The 16,218-nt window shown below is 52.9% G+C and carries 18 protein-coding genes; 7 read left to right on the top strand and 11 right to left on the bottom strand.

All coding sequences use genetic code 11. The features are described from left to right. Nucleotides 1–36: 36 nt before the first annotated feature. Together ACFE8Q_RS23590 and ACFE8Q_RS23585 are read right to left on the bottom strand one after the other, a co-directional pair. Complete coding sequence (locus ACFE8Q_RS23590) at nucleotides 37–249, bottom strand: hypothetical protein (RefSeq protein ID WP_375447899.1); 213 nt, start codon at nucleotides 247–249, stop codon at nucleotides 37–39. Nucleotides 250–443: 194 nt separating this feature from the next. After that, on the bottom strand, nucleotides 444–695 hold the full coding sequence (locus ACFE8Q_RS23585; protein ID WP_375448077.1) for a response regulator transcription factor: 252 nt from the start codon (nucleotides 693–695) through the stop codon (nucleotides 444–446). Between the two features lie 108 nt (nucleotides 696–803). Between ACFE8Q_RS23585 and ACFE8Q_RS23580 the strand changes: the two genes are divergently transcribed. Continuing rightward, nucleotides 804–3,980 carry an efflux RND transporter permease subunit gene (locus tag ACFE8Q_RS23580; RefSeq protein WP_375447898.1) on the top strand — a complete coding sequence of 1,059 codons (3,177 nt, stop codon included), beginning with the start codon at nucleotides 804–806 and terminating at the stop codon, nucleotides 3,978–3,980. A gap of 24 nt (nucleotides 3,981–4,004) precedes the next feature. On the opposite strand, the gene ACFE8Q_RS23575 is transcribed toward ACFE8Q_RS23580, so the two are convergent. The 7 genes from ACFE8Q_RS23575 to gcvH all read right to left on the bottom strand — a co-directional run bounded on the left by ACFE8Q_RS23575 (nucleotide 4,005) and on the right by gcvH (nucleotide 8,790). Then, nucleotides 4,005–4,682 carry a hypothetical protein gene (locus tag ACFE8Q_RS23575; RefSeq protein ID WP_375447897.1) on the bottom strand — a complete coding sequence of 226 codons (678 nt, stop codon included), beginning with the start codon at nucleotides 4,680–4,682 and terminating at the stop codon, nucleotides 4,005–4,007. 5 nt (nucleotides 4,683–4,687) lie between these two features. Beyond that, entirely contained in the window at nucleotides 4,688–5,059 is a 372-nt protein-coding gene (locus tag ACFE8Q_RS23570) for a VanZ family protein (RefSeq protein WP_375447896.1), read from the bottom strand. 20 nt (nucleotides 5,060–5,079) lie between these two features. Then, nucleotides 5,080–5,802: a gliding motility-associated ABC transporter permease subunit GldF gene (gene gldF, locus ACFE8Q_RS23565; RefSeq protein ID WP_375447895.1), complete on the bottom strand. Its 723-nt coding sequence runs from the start codon at nucleotides 5,800–5,802 to the stop codon at nucleotides 5,080–5,082. Between the two features lie 3 nt (nucleotides 5,803–5,805). Further along, the gene (locus ACFE8Q_RS23560; protein ID WP_375447894.1) at nucleotides 5,806–6,354 is read right to left on the bottom strand and encodes a DUF4199 domain-containing protein; all 549 of its coding nucleotides are present in this window, start codon (nucleotides 6,352–6,354) and stop codon (nucleotides 5,806–5,808) included. A gap of 12 nt (nucleotides 6,355–6,366) precedes the next feature. Continuing rightward, a complete protein-coding gene (locus ACFE8Q_RS23555) occupies nucleotides 6,367–6,894 on the bottom strand; it encodes a DUF4199 domain-containing protein (RefSeq protein ID WP_375447893.1) in 528 nt (175 codons plus the stop codon). Between the two features lie 17 nt (nucleotides 6,895–6,911). Then, the gene (locus tag ACFE8Q_RS23550; protein WP_375448076.1) at nucleotides 6,912–8,252 is read right to left on the bottom strand and encodes a dihydroorotase family protein; all 1,341 of its coding nucleotides are present in this window, start codon (nucleotides 8,250–8,252) and stop codon (nucleotides 6,912–6,914) included. 154 nt (nucleotides 8,253–8,406) lie between these two features. Next, nucleotides 8,407–8,790, bottom strand: coding sequence for a glycine cleavage system protein GcvH (gene gcvH / locus ACFE8Q_RS23545; protein WP_375447892.1), 384 nt, complete (start codon nucleotides 8,788–8,790; stop codon nucleotides 8,407–8,409). A gap of 111 nt (nucleotides 8,791–8,901) precedes the next feature. On the opposite strand from gcvH, the gene ACFE8Q_RS23540 reads away from it, so the two are divergent. Beyond that, entirely contained in the window at nucleotides 8,902–9,945 is a 1,044-nt protein-coding gene (locus ACFE8Q_RS23540) for a quinone-dependent dihydroorotate dehydrogenase (RefSeq protein ID WP_375447891.1), read from the top strand. Between the two features lie 79 nt (nucleotides 9,946–10,024). Continuing rightward, nucleotides 10,025–10,516 (top strand): GNAT family N-acetyltransferase, encoded by a 492-nt coding sequence (locus tag ACFE8Q_RS23535; RefSeq protein WP_375447890.1) that lies wholly within the window; start codon nucleotides 10,025–10,027, stop codon nucleotides 10,514–10,516. A 72-nt stretch (nucleotides 10,517–10,588) separates the two neighbouring features. Here the strand turns inward: ACFE8Q_RS23535 and ACFE8Q_RS23530 are convergent, their stop codons facing one another. Further along, the gene (locus ACFE8Q_RS23530) at nucleotides 10,589–11,692 is read right to left on the bottom strand and encodes a VWA domain-containing protein (protein WP_375447889.1); all 1,104 of its coding nucleotides are present in this window, start codon (nucleotides 11,690–11,692) and stop codon (nucleotides 10,589–10,591) included. Between the two features lie 253 nt (nucleotides 11,693–11,945). Here ACFE8Q_RS23530 and ACFE8Q_RS23525 point away from each other — a divergent pair, with 253 nt between their 5' ends. The 4 genes from ACFE8Q_RS23525 (at nucleotide 11,946) to rdgB (ending at nucleotide 15,721) form a co-directional block, all read left to right on the top strand. Continuing rightward, complete coding sequence (locus ACFE8Q_RS23525; protein ID WP_375447888.1) at nucleotides 11,946–12,959, top strand: bifunctional oligoribonuclease/PAP phosphatase NrnA; 1,014 nt, start codon at nucleotides 11,946–11,948, stop codon at nucleotides 12,957–12,959. Nucleotides 12,960–13,007: 48 nt separating this feature from the next. Continuing rightward, complete coding sequence (locus ACFE8Q_RS23520) at nucleotides 13,008–13,949, top strand: FKBP-type peptidyl-prolyl cis-trans isomerase (protein WP_375447887.1); 942 nt, start codon at nucleotides 13,008–13,010, stop codon at nucleotides 13,947–13,949. 168 nt (nucleotides 13,950–14,117) lie between these two features. Beyond that, a complete protein-coding gene (locus tag ACFE8Q_RS23515) occupies nucleotides 14,118–15,053 on the top strand; it encodes an FKBP-type peptidyl-prolyl cis-trans isomerase (protein WP_375447886.1) in 936 nt (311 codons plus the stop codon). Between the two features lie 65 nt (nucleotides 15,054–15,118). Next, nucleotides 15,119–15,721: an RdgB/HAM1 family non-canonical purine NTP pyrophosphatase gene (gene rdgB / locus ACFE8Q_RS23510; protein WP_375447885.1), complete on the top strand. Its 603-nt coding sequence runs from the start codon at nucleotides 15,119–15,121 to the stop codon at nucleotides 15,719–15,721. A 101-nt stretch (nucleotides 15,722–15,822) separates the two neighbouring features. On the opposite strand, the gene ACFE8Q_RS23505 is transcribed toward rdgB, so the two are convergent. After that, complete coding sequence (locus ACFE8Q_RS23505) at nucleotides 15,823–16,179, bottom strand: YraN family protein (protein WP_375447884.1); 357 nt, start codon at nucleotides 16,177–16,179, stop codon at nucleotides 15,823–15,825. Nucleotides 16,180–16,218: the final 39 nt, after the last annotated feature.

Genomic DNA, 16,218 nt, shown 5'->3' with positions numbered 1-16,218 from the left:
TGTGAGGATTCTATGAAATCCTCACAATTTTTTTAGCTAACAGCAAACGCCAAAACAACTACTTCCTCCACAGGCGCAGCAATAATTCATTGTATTTGGATTGCTGCTTTTAAGACAACCTGCTGCTTCAGCAGCTTTGCCTAGTGCCTGGGCTTCATTAACTAATGACTGACCCATTGTTGCGCCTACTACAAGTGATGCCGTAAGTAGTAAGGATTTAATCCACAGTTTTTGATTCTTGTTTTTCATGATCTTGAAAGAATAAGAAATGAATAAATTTATTGAACAGTACAAAAATCAAGCTTAGTTGTTAGATCATCAATAGTGAACATTCTTCATTTTTACAACGTGGCATTGCCGTGAAGAATAAGTTAAGCAGAGTCGTATAGCTTTGTGTACTTTATGATTCCCTATCTCTCGTTTAACGTTCCTGTAGTGGCAAGTTAATTTGCTGCTTTAGTATAGTTCTCGAGTACTGGCTGTATACGTTGTGCAAACTGTTGAAGTGCATGGTAACCCCGCAGCCCAAAACGTGAACGGATGTTAGAATGATGGTTGCCAACAGTATTCGGACTAATAAAAAGCTGGTCGGCCGTTTCACAAATTGTCAGCCCTTTCAGGCAATACCATACTACTTCGGCTTCGCGAGCGGTTAGATAGTGCTCGTCAATAGGTAATCTGGCTGGAAAGTACATCTGTATGTGGGTATTCCACGGGAAACGGTGATTTAGCAAACGTAAAAAAAAACGATTCATAATCAAATCATACTTACCTTTTTATTATAATTGGATATACTTATAAATATGTTAATTCGATCAAGTTACGGCTTTGTCATTGCTTTTGTGATGCTGTCGGTAGTCGGTTTAGCCCTGCTGCCGCGTTTGCCGGTGCAGTTGGTGCCCTCGGCGGGGGGGCGGTCGTTGCGGGTGGTCTATGCCTGGGCGGGGGCTTCGCCAGAAGCCGTAGAACGGCAGGTGACGAGTCGGCTCGAAGGGGCGTTTGCCTTGCTGGCGGGTGTACACAAGATCAGTTCGGTGTCGGGTTATAACCGGGGGGCGATCACCCTAGAGCTTGATTCAGATGTCGACGGCGATGCCATCCGGTTCGAGTTGGCGCAGTTAGTACGTCAAGTGTACGCAAAACTGCCCGCCCAATTAACGTACCCAGAGATTACGGTCAACCCGTCGGATGAGGCCCAACGTACCCAGCGTGGATTCGCCCCGCCGCTACTCACGATGCAACTCAGCGGTTCGGCGTCATCCGGCGAGTTGCAGCGTTATGCCGAGGAGCAGCTAAAACCCCGGTTGGCGGCGGTGGCCGACGTGGGCAGTGTGGTCGTATACGGCGGCACCCGCCCCGAATGGGTGCTGACCTACAACGCCGACGCGCTCACGGCCCTGCAACTCACCAAGGCCGATCTGCGCCGGGCCGTGCAACAGCAGTTTAGCCGCCAACCGCTGGGTCAACTCCGGCAGGGCAATGGCCAAACCCTCCGCGTCAGCCTCAATAACGATCCGTCTACCCAGTCCAACGTGTCGGTTCGCTGGGATTTTCCGGTGGCAAACCGGGCGGGGCGGCTTATTCGGTTGAGCGATCTGGTGACGGTGAGCCGGCAGGAGCCGCCCACCGATCAGTTTTACCGCATCAACGGCCAAACGGCCATCAACCTGGTGGTGTCGGCGGTGGCCGGGGCAAATCAACTCACCACTGCTGCCAACCTGCGCAGGCAACTCGCCGCCCTGACGCTGCCGCCCGGTTACCATCTCGATATCAGCTACGATACTACGGTGTATATCCGCGAAAACCTCCGCAAAGTCGGCGTGCAAACGGGCGTGGCGGTAGTGGTGTTACTCTTGTTTGTGGCCCTCACTACCCGCAGCCGCCGGTATGTTACCCTCATCGTCACGAGTACGCTGGTAACGCTCCTGCTGTCGGTGGGCGTGTTTATGCTCCTTCATGTGGAGTTGCATCTCTATTCGCTGGCCGCGCTTACTACCTCGCTCGGTATTGTGATGGACAACGTCATTGTGATGACCGACCATTACCGCCGCTACCGCGATGGGCGGGTGTTTACGGCCCTGCTGGGCGCTACGCTCACTACCTGCGCCGGGCTGGTGGTGGTGTGGTTTCTGCCTGAGGAAAACCGGCAGGCGCTTAGCGATTTTGCCGTGGTCATGGCCGTTACGCTATTTGTGTCGCTGCTCGTATCGGTAGGATTCGTGCCCGCCGTGATGGCCCGTTTCTGGCCCGAGCCGTCAGGTACGCTGGCGGCTGGCAACAACCGCCGGCCGGCGCGGCGGTGGCTTTGGTGGGAACGTACCTACGGTCGGCTTATCACGTACCTGATCCGGTTTCGGGGCCTGGTGCTGGTGAGTGCTGTGCTGCTGTTTGGCTTGCCGGTGTTCTGGCTGCCCAACAAACTGCCCGACACAAACCCGCTGGCTACCTGGTATAACCCCGTTTTCGGCAGCGATCTGTATACCGACACCATTCAGCCGCTGGCCAACAAATGGCTGGGGGGGACGTTGCGGCTGTTTGTCAATTACGTCTACGAAGGCTCGTATCAGCGCGAGCCGGAACGCACGGCTCTCTACATTGTGGCCGAGTTACCGAACCAAAGCACGCCCGGGCAAATGAACGCGGTGTTTCGGCAGTTCGAGGCTGAACTGAGCCAATACGGCGAAATCGACCAGTATATTACGCAGGTCAACAGCGGGCAGGAAGGAAGCCTGGTGGTGTATTTCAAGCAACCGCACGATGCCGGGCTGTTTCCGTACCAGTTAAAAAACCGCGCTATCCTCCTATCCACCGAAATGAGCGGCATCGAATGGGACATTTTCGGGGTAGGGCAGGGGTTCAGCCAAAACCTGAACGAGGACGAAACGCCCACCTTCAGCGTGGAACTGCTGGGCTATAATTACCAGCAACTGGGGCAACAGGCGTCGCTATTGGCGCAGATGCTGGAGAAGCACCCGCGCGTTGAAACGGTGAACCTAAACCGGAGCCCGGGCCTGTTTCAGCGCAAACGACTGTATGAATTCGCCCTCGCTGTTGACGCCCCAACGCTGGCCATGCACGGCACCAACACCAGCGACCTCTACACGTACCTGGCCGATTTCAACGCCCGTTCGCAACCCGATCTGTATGTATTGACCGGGGCTGATTATGAGGCCGTTAACCTACAGTCTACCCAAAGTCAGCGGGTTGATAACTGGATGCTGCAACGCCAGCCGATGCTGCTTGGCGGAATGATGCTGAAACTGACCGATGCGGCCACCGTAACCCGGCAACGCGCAACACCCGAAATTTACCGCGAAAACCAGCAGTATCGCCGGGTCATCAGTTTCGAGTATTTGGGCAGTGCCAATTTCGGCGAAAAATTTCTGACCAACACCCTGAACGAACTACGGCCCAACCTGCCGATGGGTTATAGCGTCAAGGCCATCGACCGGTTCTGGTTCGGCACCGACCAACAGACTCCATATAAGTTGCTGGGCCTGGTGGTGGTGCTGATTTACCTTATCTGCGCCATCATTTTCGAAAGTTTGTGGCAACCGCTGGCCCTGATCGGCCTCATTCCGCTGTCGTACACGGGTGTGTTTCTGGCGTTCTACGTCACCGACAGCAACTTCGATCAGGGGGGCTACGCGGGCTTTGTGCTGCTGGCGGGCAACGTGGTGTGCGCGGGTATTTTCATCGTGGCCGAAATGAACCGGCTGTCGGTACGTTACCCCCGGTTGCCGGTCCGCCAAACGTACCTGAAAGCGTTCCGGCACAAGTGCGTCGCCGTCATGCTCACGGTCGTATCGACCATCGTGGGCATGGTTCCGTTTCTCATCTACGACAAGGAGCCGTTCTGGTATGCGTTGGGTATCGGCACCATCGGCGGGCTAACTATGTCGCTGCTAGTCATGCTGTTCATGTTGCCCACCTTACTCTTGTGGTTCCAGAGAAGGCAGCCGATAGCTACTCATACTTGATTTTGTTCTGCCAGTAAAGCCCTGCTATACCAATATAGCTTCGGGTTGTAGCTCGTGCGGTTCGAGGCCGAGGTCGGCGGAGAATAGCTGTTTGACCTGATCGGCGATTTCCCGTTTGTTGACCGTGCATGAATCACGCCGCACCTTGGTGTAGTGCTCGCGGGCCAACTTCTCAGCCAGTTCGCCAACGGTTTGAACCGTTAGGTGCCGGGCGAATTTGATGGCTGCGATAAACAGACCGATGCCAAGAAGGACACCACTTCCCGCATAGATTGGTACATTGCCTTTAATCAGTAAAATGATTGAGACAAGTAGGAGAACCTGCGCCGGGATGGTCACATATGGACTGGCCATTGTCATGTCAAGGTTGAAGCCCATTACTGATTCCAGTTGCCTGACGGCCGCTCTGCGTGTCTTTTTCGGCAGTAGAGTTGCTAACTCAGTGGTGGGGCGAATCGTTTGACGGTCGATATGCAGCACGTCGACAAGGCTTTGCCGGAGCTTGTAAAAAGCCTGTTGCGAGGTGCAGTCGGCCACTTCGGCTAACCGAATTTTCTCCGTAACTGCTTCGCACAACTGGCCAAATGTTTCAACTTGGCGAAGCTCATTGGTATCGAGGGTGATCGAGTAAGCCTGTTCTATTTTTGTCAGCACATCATCCAAATCCTCAGGGGCGATGCGCAGGTACGTTGTTGTTTCCATGTACTTTATAAGTCCTGTTGCGGGCTGATCGACAGCAACAGGTGTGTTGGTACTACTAAGCCAATGAGCAGGCCGATTGCATCGACCGCGAAGTCGAGCCAGTCGCCTGACCGGTGAATTTCGGGAACCATCGCCTGTATCACTTCGATAGCTCCGGCATAAAGAAGGCCGACAATCAGTACCCGCCCTACCGACCAGCCCGCCAGCCGCCACAGGATGGCGAACAGAAAAAAGATGATGGCGTGAAGGTACTTATCCCGGTTGTGGCTCAGGTCGGGTAAATGGCTGCTTGGCCAGAAACAGCCAATGCTAATGGTTATCGTCCAGCCGATGGCGGCCAGTCGAAGTAGCGTTGGATGAAAAAGGGTGCGTAGCATAAAAAGGCTGACTTCGGTTGTTAACGCCGGGCAAGGCGACTTGTCGTCAGATAGAGGAAGAGGGCGGTCAGGCTGAGCAGATAAAGTACGTTTCGCGAATCCAGCAGACCACGACCCAGGTCACCATATTGCTGGTCAAGGCTCAGGTAATCAAACCAGTAGGCAGCGTCGGACGTACCCAGCAAGCCACTCAGCGTACTCAGGCCAGCATACAGGATAAGGCAGGCTACGGTACCCAGCACAAAGGCAACCACCTGATTGTCGTTGAGCGAAGATGCCCACAAGCCCACGGCCACAAACACGCCAGCCAGCAACAGCAGCCCCACATACGACCCCGCCACCACGGCCGAATCGATGTTGCCGGGTGGGTTACCAAGCTTGTAGAGACTGACGTAGTAGAGCAGCGTTGGCAGCAGCGTAAGGGCCACCAGCATCCAGCAGGCGGCGAATTTGCCAAGCACTACGCCCCAACGGCTAACGGGTTTGGTGAGCAGCCATTCAAGGGTACCACCGCGCACTTCATCGGCAATGGCGCGCATGGTGATGGCTGGGGCCAGAAATAGCAACACAAAGGGAGTCAAGGTAAAAAACTGCCCCATGTCGGCATAGCCGTAATCGAGCAGATTGGTAGCCGGAAAAACCCAGAGCAACAACCCGATCACCGCCAGAAACACGCCCATGATGATGTAGGCGATAGGCGATGAAAAAAACTGATTGATCTCTTTACGAAAAATGGCTACCATGCGCTAATCGAAGGGATTCTCTTTTTTGCGGCGCATAAAGAGCGATGTGATCAATGTGAGAACAACACCGCCAACGCTCCACCAAATGATACCGAGTAAAAAAGCGCTCCCCGACGCACCTTTTTGCTGTTGTTGTTCAACAAGTTCGCTCATCTGCTCATCTATTTTATCTAGTTGTTCATCAGGGACGCCCTGCTTTTCCATGAAATCACGCGTTTGCTGGAGAGTCTTGGCGATTAAATCCGGGTCGATAAAACTTTGATAAAATTGGGTATACGCACTGTCAACTAAGCCAGTTATTGTGAAGACCAATGCCCCAAGCCCCATCATGTCGCCAAGAGTCATGTAGCCTCCGTTGGCTTCTCTAAACTCGCGCAAAGCCATGACCAAGCCAGTCACAATAAGAATCAGATTGATTACCATAAAGGCGGTTGCACTAAAGCCTGAGTAATAGCCTAACGCATAACGTATAGTGGTGACTAAAATTTCGACTAAACCGGTAATCAATCCCCACTTCAGCGCAAGTTTGGCGGTAGATGGTTTCTCTTCCATGATTCTGGTGGTTTACGGATTCATGATGCTGTAATCCTGCTTGCGAAAGAGCAACGAAATAATCAGAATCGGTAAAATACCCAGTAAGGTTTTCTTGCCCAGCATACTGAGCGGCAGTACGTCGGGGGTGGTAGCGGCCGTTTTTGCCAACTGCGCCTTATACGCTTCTTCACCGAACGTTTTCACGTAATTGGCCTTGTCGCTGATCTGGAAATGCCGCAGGTCGCCAAGGTAACGCGTGAACTCGGCCGGGTCGATCAGGGTCACGAATCCGTAGATGAGCCAGCCCGCCAGTAACGCTCCCACCGTGTTTACGATGTAGCAAATGGTGAGCCCTTCCCACATATGCAGCAAGCCGTTACCCACTTTTCGGCGGTAATACCAGACGGCGGCTACCATCAGAATCAGATGAATACCAAAATCGAACGGGTACTTTTCATTGACAAACAGCGCAGAAATTCCCAGCGCATACATCCCCAGAAAGTAGAGGAAGACCGCCAGTCCGGCGGCCAGTCCGAACAGAAGGGGAATTTTTAACAAAGGGTGATTAAAGTAATTCATCGGTCAGCTACGTAGTCCTTCGGTGTCTGCGAAGGTAAAGAGAGTGTGGTTCCATTCAATAAAACAGTTCCAAGCACTTTTCCGGTCAATGTCTGGCCTAAAAAAGGGGAATTTTTTGCGGGCGAAACCGGGCGGCTAAACGTCCACTGGGCGCCGGGATCGAACAGCGTCAGCACGGCGGCCTGGCCTTCGGCGATGGTTACCGCTGGCAGACGAAGTACACGACGAGGCCCCAGCGTAAGGCGGTCGATCAGGGTAGTGAGCGGTAACGTGCCTGCCTGCGTCAGCACCGAGGCGAAGACGGTTTCGATGGTGCTGATGCCAAATTCAGCCATGTCGAATTCAATGTTTTTGCTTTCCTCATCATGCGGGTGATGATCCGACACGATCATGTCGATGGTGCCATCGGCCAGGCCGTTCCAGAGCGCATCAACGTCGGTTTGCGCGCGGAACGGCGGGTTCACTTTCAGGTACGTGTCGAAACCGGCCAGATCGGTATCGGTAAATACCAACTGATGGGCAGCCACATCGCAACTAATGGGTAAACCCTTTGCCTTGGCCCGGCGAACCAACTCGACCGATTCGGCCGCCGACAGGCAGGCGAAATGCAGGATGGGGTTCTCAGGTACGTCTGTTTCCTGTTCCAGCACGTAAGCCAGCAGGCGCAGGTCGCGCTCGATCATCATCACTTCGGCCATGGCAGGCAGTCCTTTCAACCCCAGTAATGTGCTTTGGATGCCTTCGTGCATCTGCCCAAACTGGGTTAGTAGCTGCTCTTCGGCCCGGTTCACCAATAGGCCGTTCATTGGGCGGAGGTACTGCAACGTTTTCAGCAGCAGGTCCGGGTTTTGTAGTGGGTGATCACCGTCGGAAAATGCAATGGCCCCCGCCCGGTGCAGGTCGATCATGTCGGTGAAGTCAACGCCTTTGGCTTCCTTGGTGATGGCCGCCATCGGGTGAAGCCGGCTGGGTTGGCCGGGGCCGCCGAGTGCTTCGGCCATCCGGCGAACATACCCAAGCGTGTCTTTGGCGTCGATGACCGGGCTGGTATTGGGGAGCAGTACCACGTCGGTGAAGCCACCGGCGGCGGCGGCTCGGGCCAGATCGGTAAGCGTTTCGCGGTGCTCGTGACCTGGGTCATTGGCCGCTGCCCGCCCATCGACCCAGCCTGCCGATACGTGGAGATCAGGTACGTCGATGACTTGCGCGCCATCGGGAGCCGCCAGGCCTGTACCTATCCGGGTGATAAGTCCATTTTCGATCAGCAGATCAACGACCTGATCATGGTGGGCAGAAGTTGTGTCGACCACGCGGGCCGATCGAATCAGGAGAAGCATAGGCATAAAAAAGGCTCCATAAACAAACTGTTCGCTGGAGCCTAAAATAAGTCAATGTTCAATGTCTAAAGTTCAACGTCGAGCTACTGCATTTATCGTCGTGAGGTTGATACGCAAACTTTAGACATTGAACGTTAAACATTGAACCAGTTAGTTATTGTCCAATCAATTCCTGGTACGCGCTGGCCGATAGGAGGTCGTCGGTGTCGGTGCCGTCTGTCAGTTTTACGCGAACGATCCAGCCACGGCCGTATGGGTCTGTGTTGACGAGTTCCGGGCTTTTTTCGGCTTCATCATTCATTTCCAGTATTTCACCAGCAATAGGAAGAAACAGGTCGGATACCGTTTTGACGGCTTCTACCGAGCCAAAAATCTCGCCTTTGGCCAGTGTCTGACCGATGGTGTTGATATCTACATACACGATGTCGCCAAGTTCATGCTGGGCAAAATCAGTGATGCCTACGATGGCCGTACCGTCGGCTTCGAGCCGAATCCATTCGTGATCAGGGGTGTACTGGAGTTCGTCGGGGAACGTCATTAGTGTCCGTATTTTAAGATGCACAAAATACGGCACACCGCCCCGCAATTGCAAATCCACCATCAGTGCCAAACTGCGACGAACTTAGTCGAATCTCGTACCTTTGCGGCTATGTACAAGCGTATTCTGCTGCCCATTCTCTTTCGTTTCGACGCCGAATCTGTTCACTATTTCGCCATGTCGGTGTTGCAGGTGGCCCACCGAATTCCGGGCCTTCCCGGTTTGCTGCGCTGGCTCTATACGTACAGGCATCCCAGCCTTGAGCGCACGGTATTTGGCCTGCACTTTCCCAATCCGGTAGGCCTGGCGGCGGGTTTCGACAAAAATGGCGAGTGGATTTCTGAACTTAGCAGCCTTGGTTTCGGCTTTATCGAAATTGGCACCGTTACGCCAAAACCCCAGCCCGGCAACGATAAGCCGCGTCTGTTCCGGCTCAAAGCGGATAATGGTCTGATCAACCGGATGGGTTTTAACAACAAAGGGTCGGGACCGGCGGCCGGTCGGCTGGGGCATTACCGGCAAAACGCAGGTACGTCCCGGATATTGATCGGGGGAAATATTGGTAAAAATAAGCTGACGGCCAACGAATCGGCCATAGACGATTACCTGCTTTGCTTCCGCGATCTGTTCAACGACGTGGATTATTTCGTCGTCAATGTATCGTCGCCAAACACACCGGGACTGCGCGATTTGCAGGAAAAAGGGCCTTTAACGGCTATTCTTGGCCGATTACAGGGCGAAAATATGGTGAAAAATAAACCAAAGCCGATTCTGCTTAAGATTGCCCCCGACCTCACCGATAGCCAACTCGATGATATTATCGAGATTGTGCAGGAAACGGGGATTGCGGGCGTGATCGCTACCAACACAACCATCAGCCGGGAGGGATTAGCTACGCCCGAAGCAGCCGTTTCAGAAATGGGTGCGGGTGGTGTTAGCGGTAAACCCGTTCAGGTACGTTCGACGGAGGTGATTCGTTATCTGCACACCAAATCGAACGGGGCGTTCCCGATCATTGGTGTAGGCGGGATACAAACCGCCGCCGACGCGCAGGAAAAGCTGGACGCCGGGGCTAGCCTGGTTCAGGTCTACACCGGTTTTATCTACGAAGGACCGGCTCTGGCCAGCAAAATCTGCCGGGGACTGGTAAAGTAAGTGTAACGCCGAAGCGCTAGCTTCGGGAGTCATTGGCCAGTTCAACACTACCGGAACTGGCGCTTCGGTGCTACTAGCTATGATCACTATTCGTCCCGCCAACGCTACGGATCACGACGCAATTTGGGCCATTATCGAACCCGTCATTCAGGCAGGCGATACCTATATGTATGCCCCTGACTCGAGCCGGGAGCAGATGCTGACCATTTGGTTCATGCCTGGTAAGGCCAGTTATGTGGCCGAAGTCGACGGTCAAATTCTGGGTACGTTCTTTATGCTTGCCAATCAGCCGGGGCTTGGTGCGCACGTGGCCAACGCGGGCTATATGGTTCATCCTGATGCGAGGGGCCGGGGGCTGGCGAAGGCCATGTGCCTTTTTTCGCTGACCGAAGCCCGTCGACTGGGTTTCAAAGCCATGCAGTTCAACGCCGTGGTATCAACCAACACGGTAGCTGTGAAGCTCTGGGAGCGTTGCGGCTTCGCCATAATCGGTACTGTTCCCAACGCGTATCAACACCAAACACTGGGGCTGGTTGATACCTACGTGATGTATCAGTGGTTGGGTAAGTAAGAGTGAAGAATGGCTCCGCTTGCAGAACAGGTCGTCTGCAAGCGGAGCCATTCTTACTTAAGCATTACTAATTTATTTAATGTTCTTCCGGCGGTTGCGCTGGAAATCTTCGAACATCATGTTGCCAAGTCCTTGCAGGCCGCTATAGTAGGCCCGGCCGTTGTTTACTTTCGTGAATTCCTGCACAAACTGCTTCAGGTACGTGTCGGTAGCAATCATGAACGTCGTTACCGGAATGTCGAGGCGGCGGCATTGGGCAGCCAGGGTCAGTGTTTTGCTCACCACCTTGCGGTCGAGGCCAAACGAGTTTTTATAATACCGAATTCCTTCCTTCAGGCAGGTGGGTTTGCCATCGGTGATCATAAAAATCTGTTTGTTCTTGTTCTTCCGGCGGCGGAGCAGGTCCATTGCCAGTTCCAGACCGGCCACGGTGTTAGTGTGGTAGGGACCCACTTCCAGATAAGGCAGATCTTTGGCCTGAATCTGCCAGGCGTCGTTGCCAAACACCACAATATCGAGCGTGTCTTTGGGGTATTTCTGCTTGATCAGCTCAACCAGCGCCAGGGCTACTTTTTTGGCAGGGGTGATTCGGTCTTCGCCGTACAGAATCATCGAGTGGCTGATGTCGATCATCAACACCGTGCTGGTCTGCGTTTTCTGTTCCTTCTCGGTCACTTCCAGATCGCGCTCCATCAGTTTGAAGTCATCGACCCCGCTGTTGATTTGCGCGTTCTTGATCGACTCGGTCATGGAAATCTGCTCCAGCGTATCGCCAAACTGGTAGGTACGCAGGTCGCTGCTAAGTTCATCGCCCGAACCCGTGAACGGTGTTTTGTGGTTACCGCCCGTTTTGGACCGTTTCAGTTTGCCGAAGATTTCGTCGAGAGCCGACCGGCGAATCGTTTGCTCGGTTTTTGGCGTGATCGAAATTTTTCCTTCCTGATTTTCCTCCGTCAGGTAGCCTTTTTCTTTCAACTCATCGAAAAAGTTGCCCATCCCATACTTATCGTCGGTGAGGCTATACTGGCGGTCAAGCTGGTTCATCCAGGCCATTGCCTGCTCTACATCGCCCGACGTAATGAGCAATAGTTGCTGAAAAATGTTGAGCAACTGATCGAATTTGCTACCCCCATTCTGCTCAGGTGGCACAAATTCAGAGAAATTAAAGCCTTTCATGACAAGTCAGTTAAGAAGTTTACTGTTTATTGTCTTCTGTTGCGCTGCTACCCCAAACCCCTGAAGGGGCTTACTTGGCAGGGAGCGCAACAGAAGACAGCAAACAGTAAACGGTAAACATCTTTGTTCTGCCCTTTTGTTCGCCTTGGCCCTATTTGGCAATTTATTCGTAATTTCGCCATTCGTTTTTCGATCCGTCAACAGGGGGCTGCTCTGTTTTTCCAGTTAACGGCGCGTTGCTCCGTTAGACAATATGCATGATATTGAGGCCATTGGCGAGTTGCTGCGGCACCCCCATCGTATTCTGATTACCACCCATCAAAACCCGGATGCCGACGCAATGGGGTCGTCGCTGGGGCTGGCGGGCTATTTACGGCAGAAAGGCCACGCGGTTACGGTGGTTACACCGACCGACTATCCGCATAATCTTACCTGGATGCCCGGCAACGATACGGTAATAGTCTATGATGGTAAGAACCGCACGTTGGTGGAAGGCCTGATGGCTAATGCTGACACTATTTTTTGCCTCGATTTTTCGGGTCTCGACCGTATCAAGGATTTGGGGCCTATGGTGCGTGGCGCGGCTGGTCGTAAAGTAATGATCGACCATCATCTGGAACCCGAATCATTTGCTGATCTGGCTTACTGGGACCCTAAAGCGGCATCGACCACGCAGCTTGTTTTCAAACTAATCGACCAACTGGGTGAGGGCGACCTGATCAACGCGGATGTGGCGGCGTGCCTGTATGCGGGTCTGATGACTGATACGGGATCGTTTCGCCACCCCAGCACTACGCCCGAAGTACACCGTATTGCTGCCCAGTTGCTGGAACGCGGCATCGATGTAAGCAGCATCCACCGCCGGATTTTCGACGGCGTTTCGATTGATAAGTTGCGGCTGCTCGGGTACGTGCTGAACGAAAAGCTGCGCGTATTGCCCCAATATAATTTTGCGTATATCACGCTGACCGCCGACGAGCTTCGGCGCTATCGCTCAAAAACGGGCGATACGGAAGGGCTTGTCAACTATGCCCTATCGGTTGAGGGCGTTACAGCAGCAGCCATCCTCATTGACCGGGTCGATGAGATTCGATTGTCATTTCGGTCGGTAGGCAATTTTTCGGTGCGCGATCTGGTGAGTACGCATTTCAACGGTGGCGGCCATAAAAATGCTGCTGGCGGGCGTATGAAGCTGTCGCTGGCCGAGACAGAGCGAAAACTGCTGGCTGTATTACCTGATTACCAAGAACAACTCATGGCCGTATGACACCCATCAACGGCGCAATCAACACATTCAACTGAATATAGTTTAACCATGCAGATTAAGACGCTTACCAAAGCAACCCTGCTCGCAGCCGTGATGATGGCCTGTGGCAAAGACCGTGTACAGACCACCGAGAGTGGCCTGAAATACCAAATGCACGAGCAGATTGAAGGCGCTCGTAAATCAAAAGTCGGCGATATCCTGACGTTGCACCTGGCCCTGAAAAATGCGAAAGATTCGGTTATCCGGGATACGCATAAAGAAGGTACGCCGCTGCAACTGATGTTGCAGGTGCCCCCATTCAAAGGATCATTTGAAGAAGGACTGGCCATGCTGGGTAAAGGCGATAGCGCCACGTTCTTCGTGAAAGCCGATTCGCTGTTTACGCGGGCTGGCCAGCCATTTCCTCCCGGCATCACGAAGGGATCTGACATTGTGTTCAATGTGAAACTGTTGAACGTACAGAACGAACAGGAATTCCAGAAAGCGCAGACCGAAAGCCGCGATAAGCAGAAATCGATCGACGATAAAATCCTGACTGATTATCTGGCTAAGAATGGTCTGGCTGGCAAAGCGCAGAAAACGGCCAACGGCGTGTATTACGTCATCAACACGCCGGGTACGGGTGCCAAGCCAAACAAAGGCGATAACGTACAGGTGCAGTATACGGGTAAACTGATGAACGGGAAAGTGTTCGACAGTTCACTCACCAATCAGCAGAGTGGTGGCAAGCCGGTTCAATTCCAGGTAGGCGTGGGTATGATCATTCCGGGTTGGGAAGAAGGCATCATGCAGTTTACCAAAGGCACCAAAGGCACACTGTTCATTCCATCAGGAATGGCCTATGGCCTACAGGGCGCGCCGCCAACGATTCCGGCCAACTCACCGCTTATTTTCGATATCGAACTGGTGGACGTAACGAAAGGACAGCCGCAGCAAATGCCGCAGATGCCCGGACAGCCGCAAGGACAGCCACAGGCTGGTGGCCGTTAAGAAAAATTAACGACGGCGGGTGGCCAATCTGCCACCCGCCGTCGTTATTCCAGGAGGCTATTCGAACGTTTCAGGCATGAACCGGGTCATACAGGCTCCTGGTTATTTTACAGCATTACAACCGACGGGTAACGTACTATGCGTAGCGTATTTCAACGATATTTTTTAGTGGCCGCGAGTCTCGTTAGTGGCGTTTGGCTACTGGGCTGCCAGCAAACCGGTGAGACCCTTACTGACCGGAAGCAACGCGAAAACGATGCCGAGATTCAGCAATACATTACGGCTAAAAACATGCAGGCCGTTCAGCTAGGTACAACGGGAGCGTATTATGCCAAAGTGATCTCTGCGCCAACGAATCAGACAGCGCAGGTTGGCGATGAAATCCGTTTCTATGTTACGTCGAGCCGATTAGATGGAATAGTACTCGATAGTACAGATGGTATTCACCCGGCTACGTATACATATGGTACCAATCCTGCCCGGAGTGGTACGCTTCTCTACGGTTCTTATCTATATAATACAATCACTAACGGGATTTTCCTGGGCTTGACAATTGCCAATGAAGGAGAAAAAGTAGTGGTGCTTGTTCCTTCTTCGCTGGATGCTGGTCGGCAGGGTACGTTGCTGCTGCCGCAGTACTCGCCGATCCGCTACGATATTCGCGTATTGTCGATCAGAACAGAAGAGGAGCAAATCAAAGATTACATTACTGCCAATAAACTAACCGTTGCCGATACACTCGGAGGGGGCATTCGTATTGTTAAAATAAGAGCTCGACCAGATTCGGCCTTGATTAAAGTGGGTGAAACCGCTTCTATTCAATACACAGGCCGATTATTGGACGGAACCGTCTTCGATACGAACGTACCTACGGCGGCGGCCATTGCCACTGATCCAACCAGCACAACAATTGGCTACGATGTAACAGTGGGCCAAACGTCGGTTATTTCTGGCTGGACGCTTGGTTTGCAAAAAGTACGGCGTGGCGAAAAGTTTTACCTCATCATACCGTCATCGCAGGCCTATGGATCCACTGGTTCTGGAACGGTCATAACGCCCTACAAGCCACTGGTCTTTGAAATGGACGTACTTCGGGTACGTTAAGTCAAGACTGCTTCGCTTATTTTTGTGAAGCCGTTGGGTACATACCCAGCGGCTTTTCTATGTCTATGGAACTCTGCTTCGCTACCAACAACGCGCATAAATTAGAAGAGGTCGCTGCTGCTCTAGGCGGCGCTTTTCCGCTGCGCACGCTGAAAGAAATTGGTTGTACGGATGAATTGCCCGAAACCACCGGTACCATTCCCGGTAACTCGTACCAGAAAGCCAAGTACGTATTCGACCATTTCGGCGTGGCGTGTTTTGCCGATGATACGGGCCTGGAAGTAGACGCCCTCAATGGCGAACCCGGCGTTGATTCGGCCTATTACGCGGGTGAACCCCGTGATAACGAACGAAATAAAGCACTGCTGCTCACCAACCTGGAAGGCCAAACCAACCGCCGGGCGCAGTTCAGGTCGGTGTTTACGCTGGTCTACCGCACGGATACAGGCCAGGTGGCTGAACATCAATTTGAAGGGATTGTAACCGGCACTATCCTAACCGCCCCACGCGGCGATGGCGGCTTCGGCTATGATCCACTGTTTCTGCCCGACGGCTATACTGAAACCTTCGGTGAGTTGCCCCTATCAGAAAAGAACAAAATTAGCCACCGTGCGAAGGCATTGGCGGGGCTGGTGGCGTTTTTGAGGGAACTGGAGAAAATTAGTTAAAACACGGAGAAACAGAGATTTCACAGAGAACACAGAGAGATTAACCAATAGCAACTCTGTGTTCTCTGTGAAATCTCTGTTTCTCCGTGTTTTAACTAATCTCAGCAAAACGCATCCTCGATATGTCTGACCTTTACTTCGCCACGCGGGGTGATGCTCACGGCTACCACATCGAAGCGAATATCGTGATGCCAGTCGCGGGCGTAGATATAATGATCGGCGGCGCGCATGACCAGGTTCGCCTTGGTGAAGGTGACAAACGTTTCTGGCTCACCGAAGCTCAGGTTCGACCGCGTTTTCACTTCCACAAATACAAGCAACTTATTTTTCTGAACGATCAGGTCGATTTCGGCATGCTGATGTCGGTAATTGGTTTCCAGAATCTGATAACCATTCTCCTGCAAATACTGCATGGCAGCGTCTTCGCCCTGCTTACCGGTATCGTTGTGTTGGGCCATAAGTTTTTATGTCCTCTGTTGCGCTGCTTTTGTACGTTA

Source organism: uncultured Fibrella sp. (genome assembly GCF_964250085.1).
Classification (GTDB): domain Bacteria; phylum Bacteroidota; class Bacteroidia; order Cytophagales; family Spirosomataceae; genus Fibrella.
This window is presented reverse-complemented; position numbering and strand designations above follow the sequence as displayed.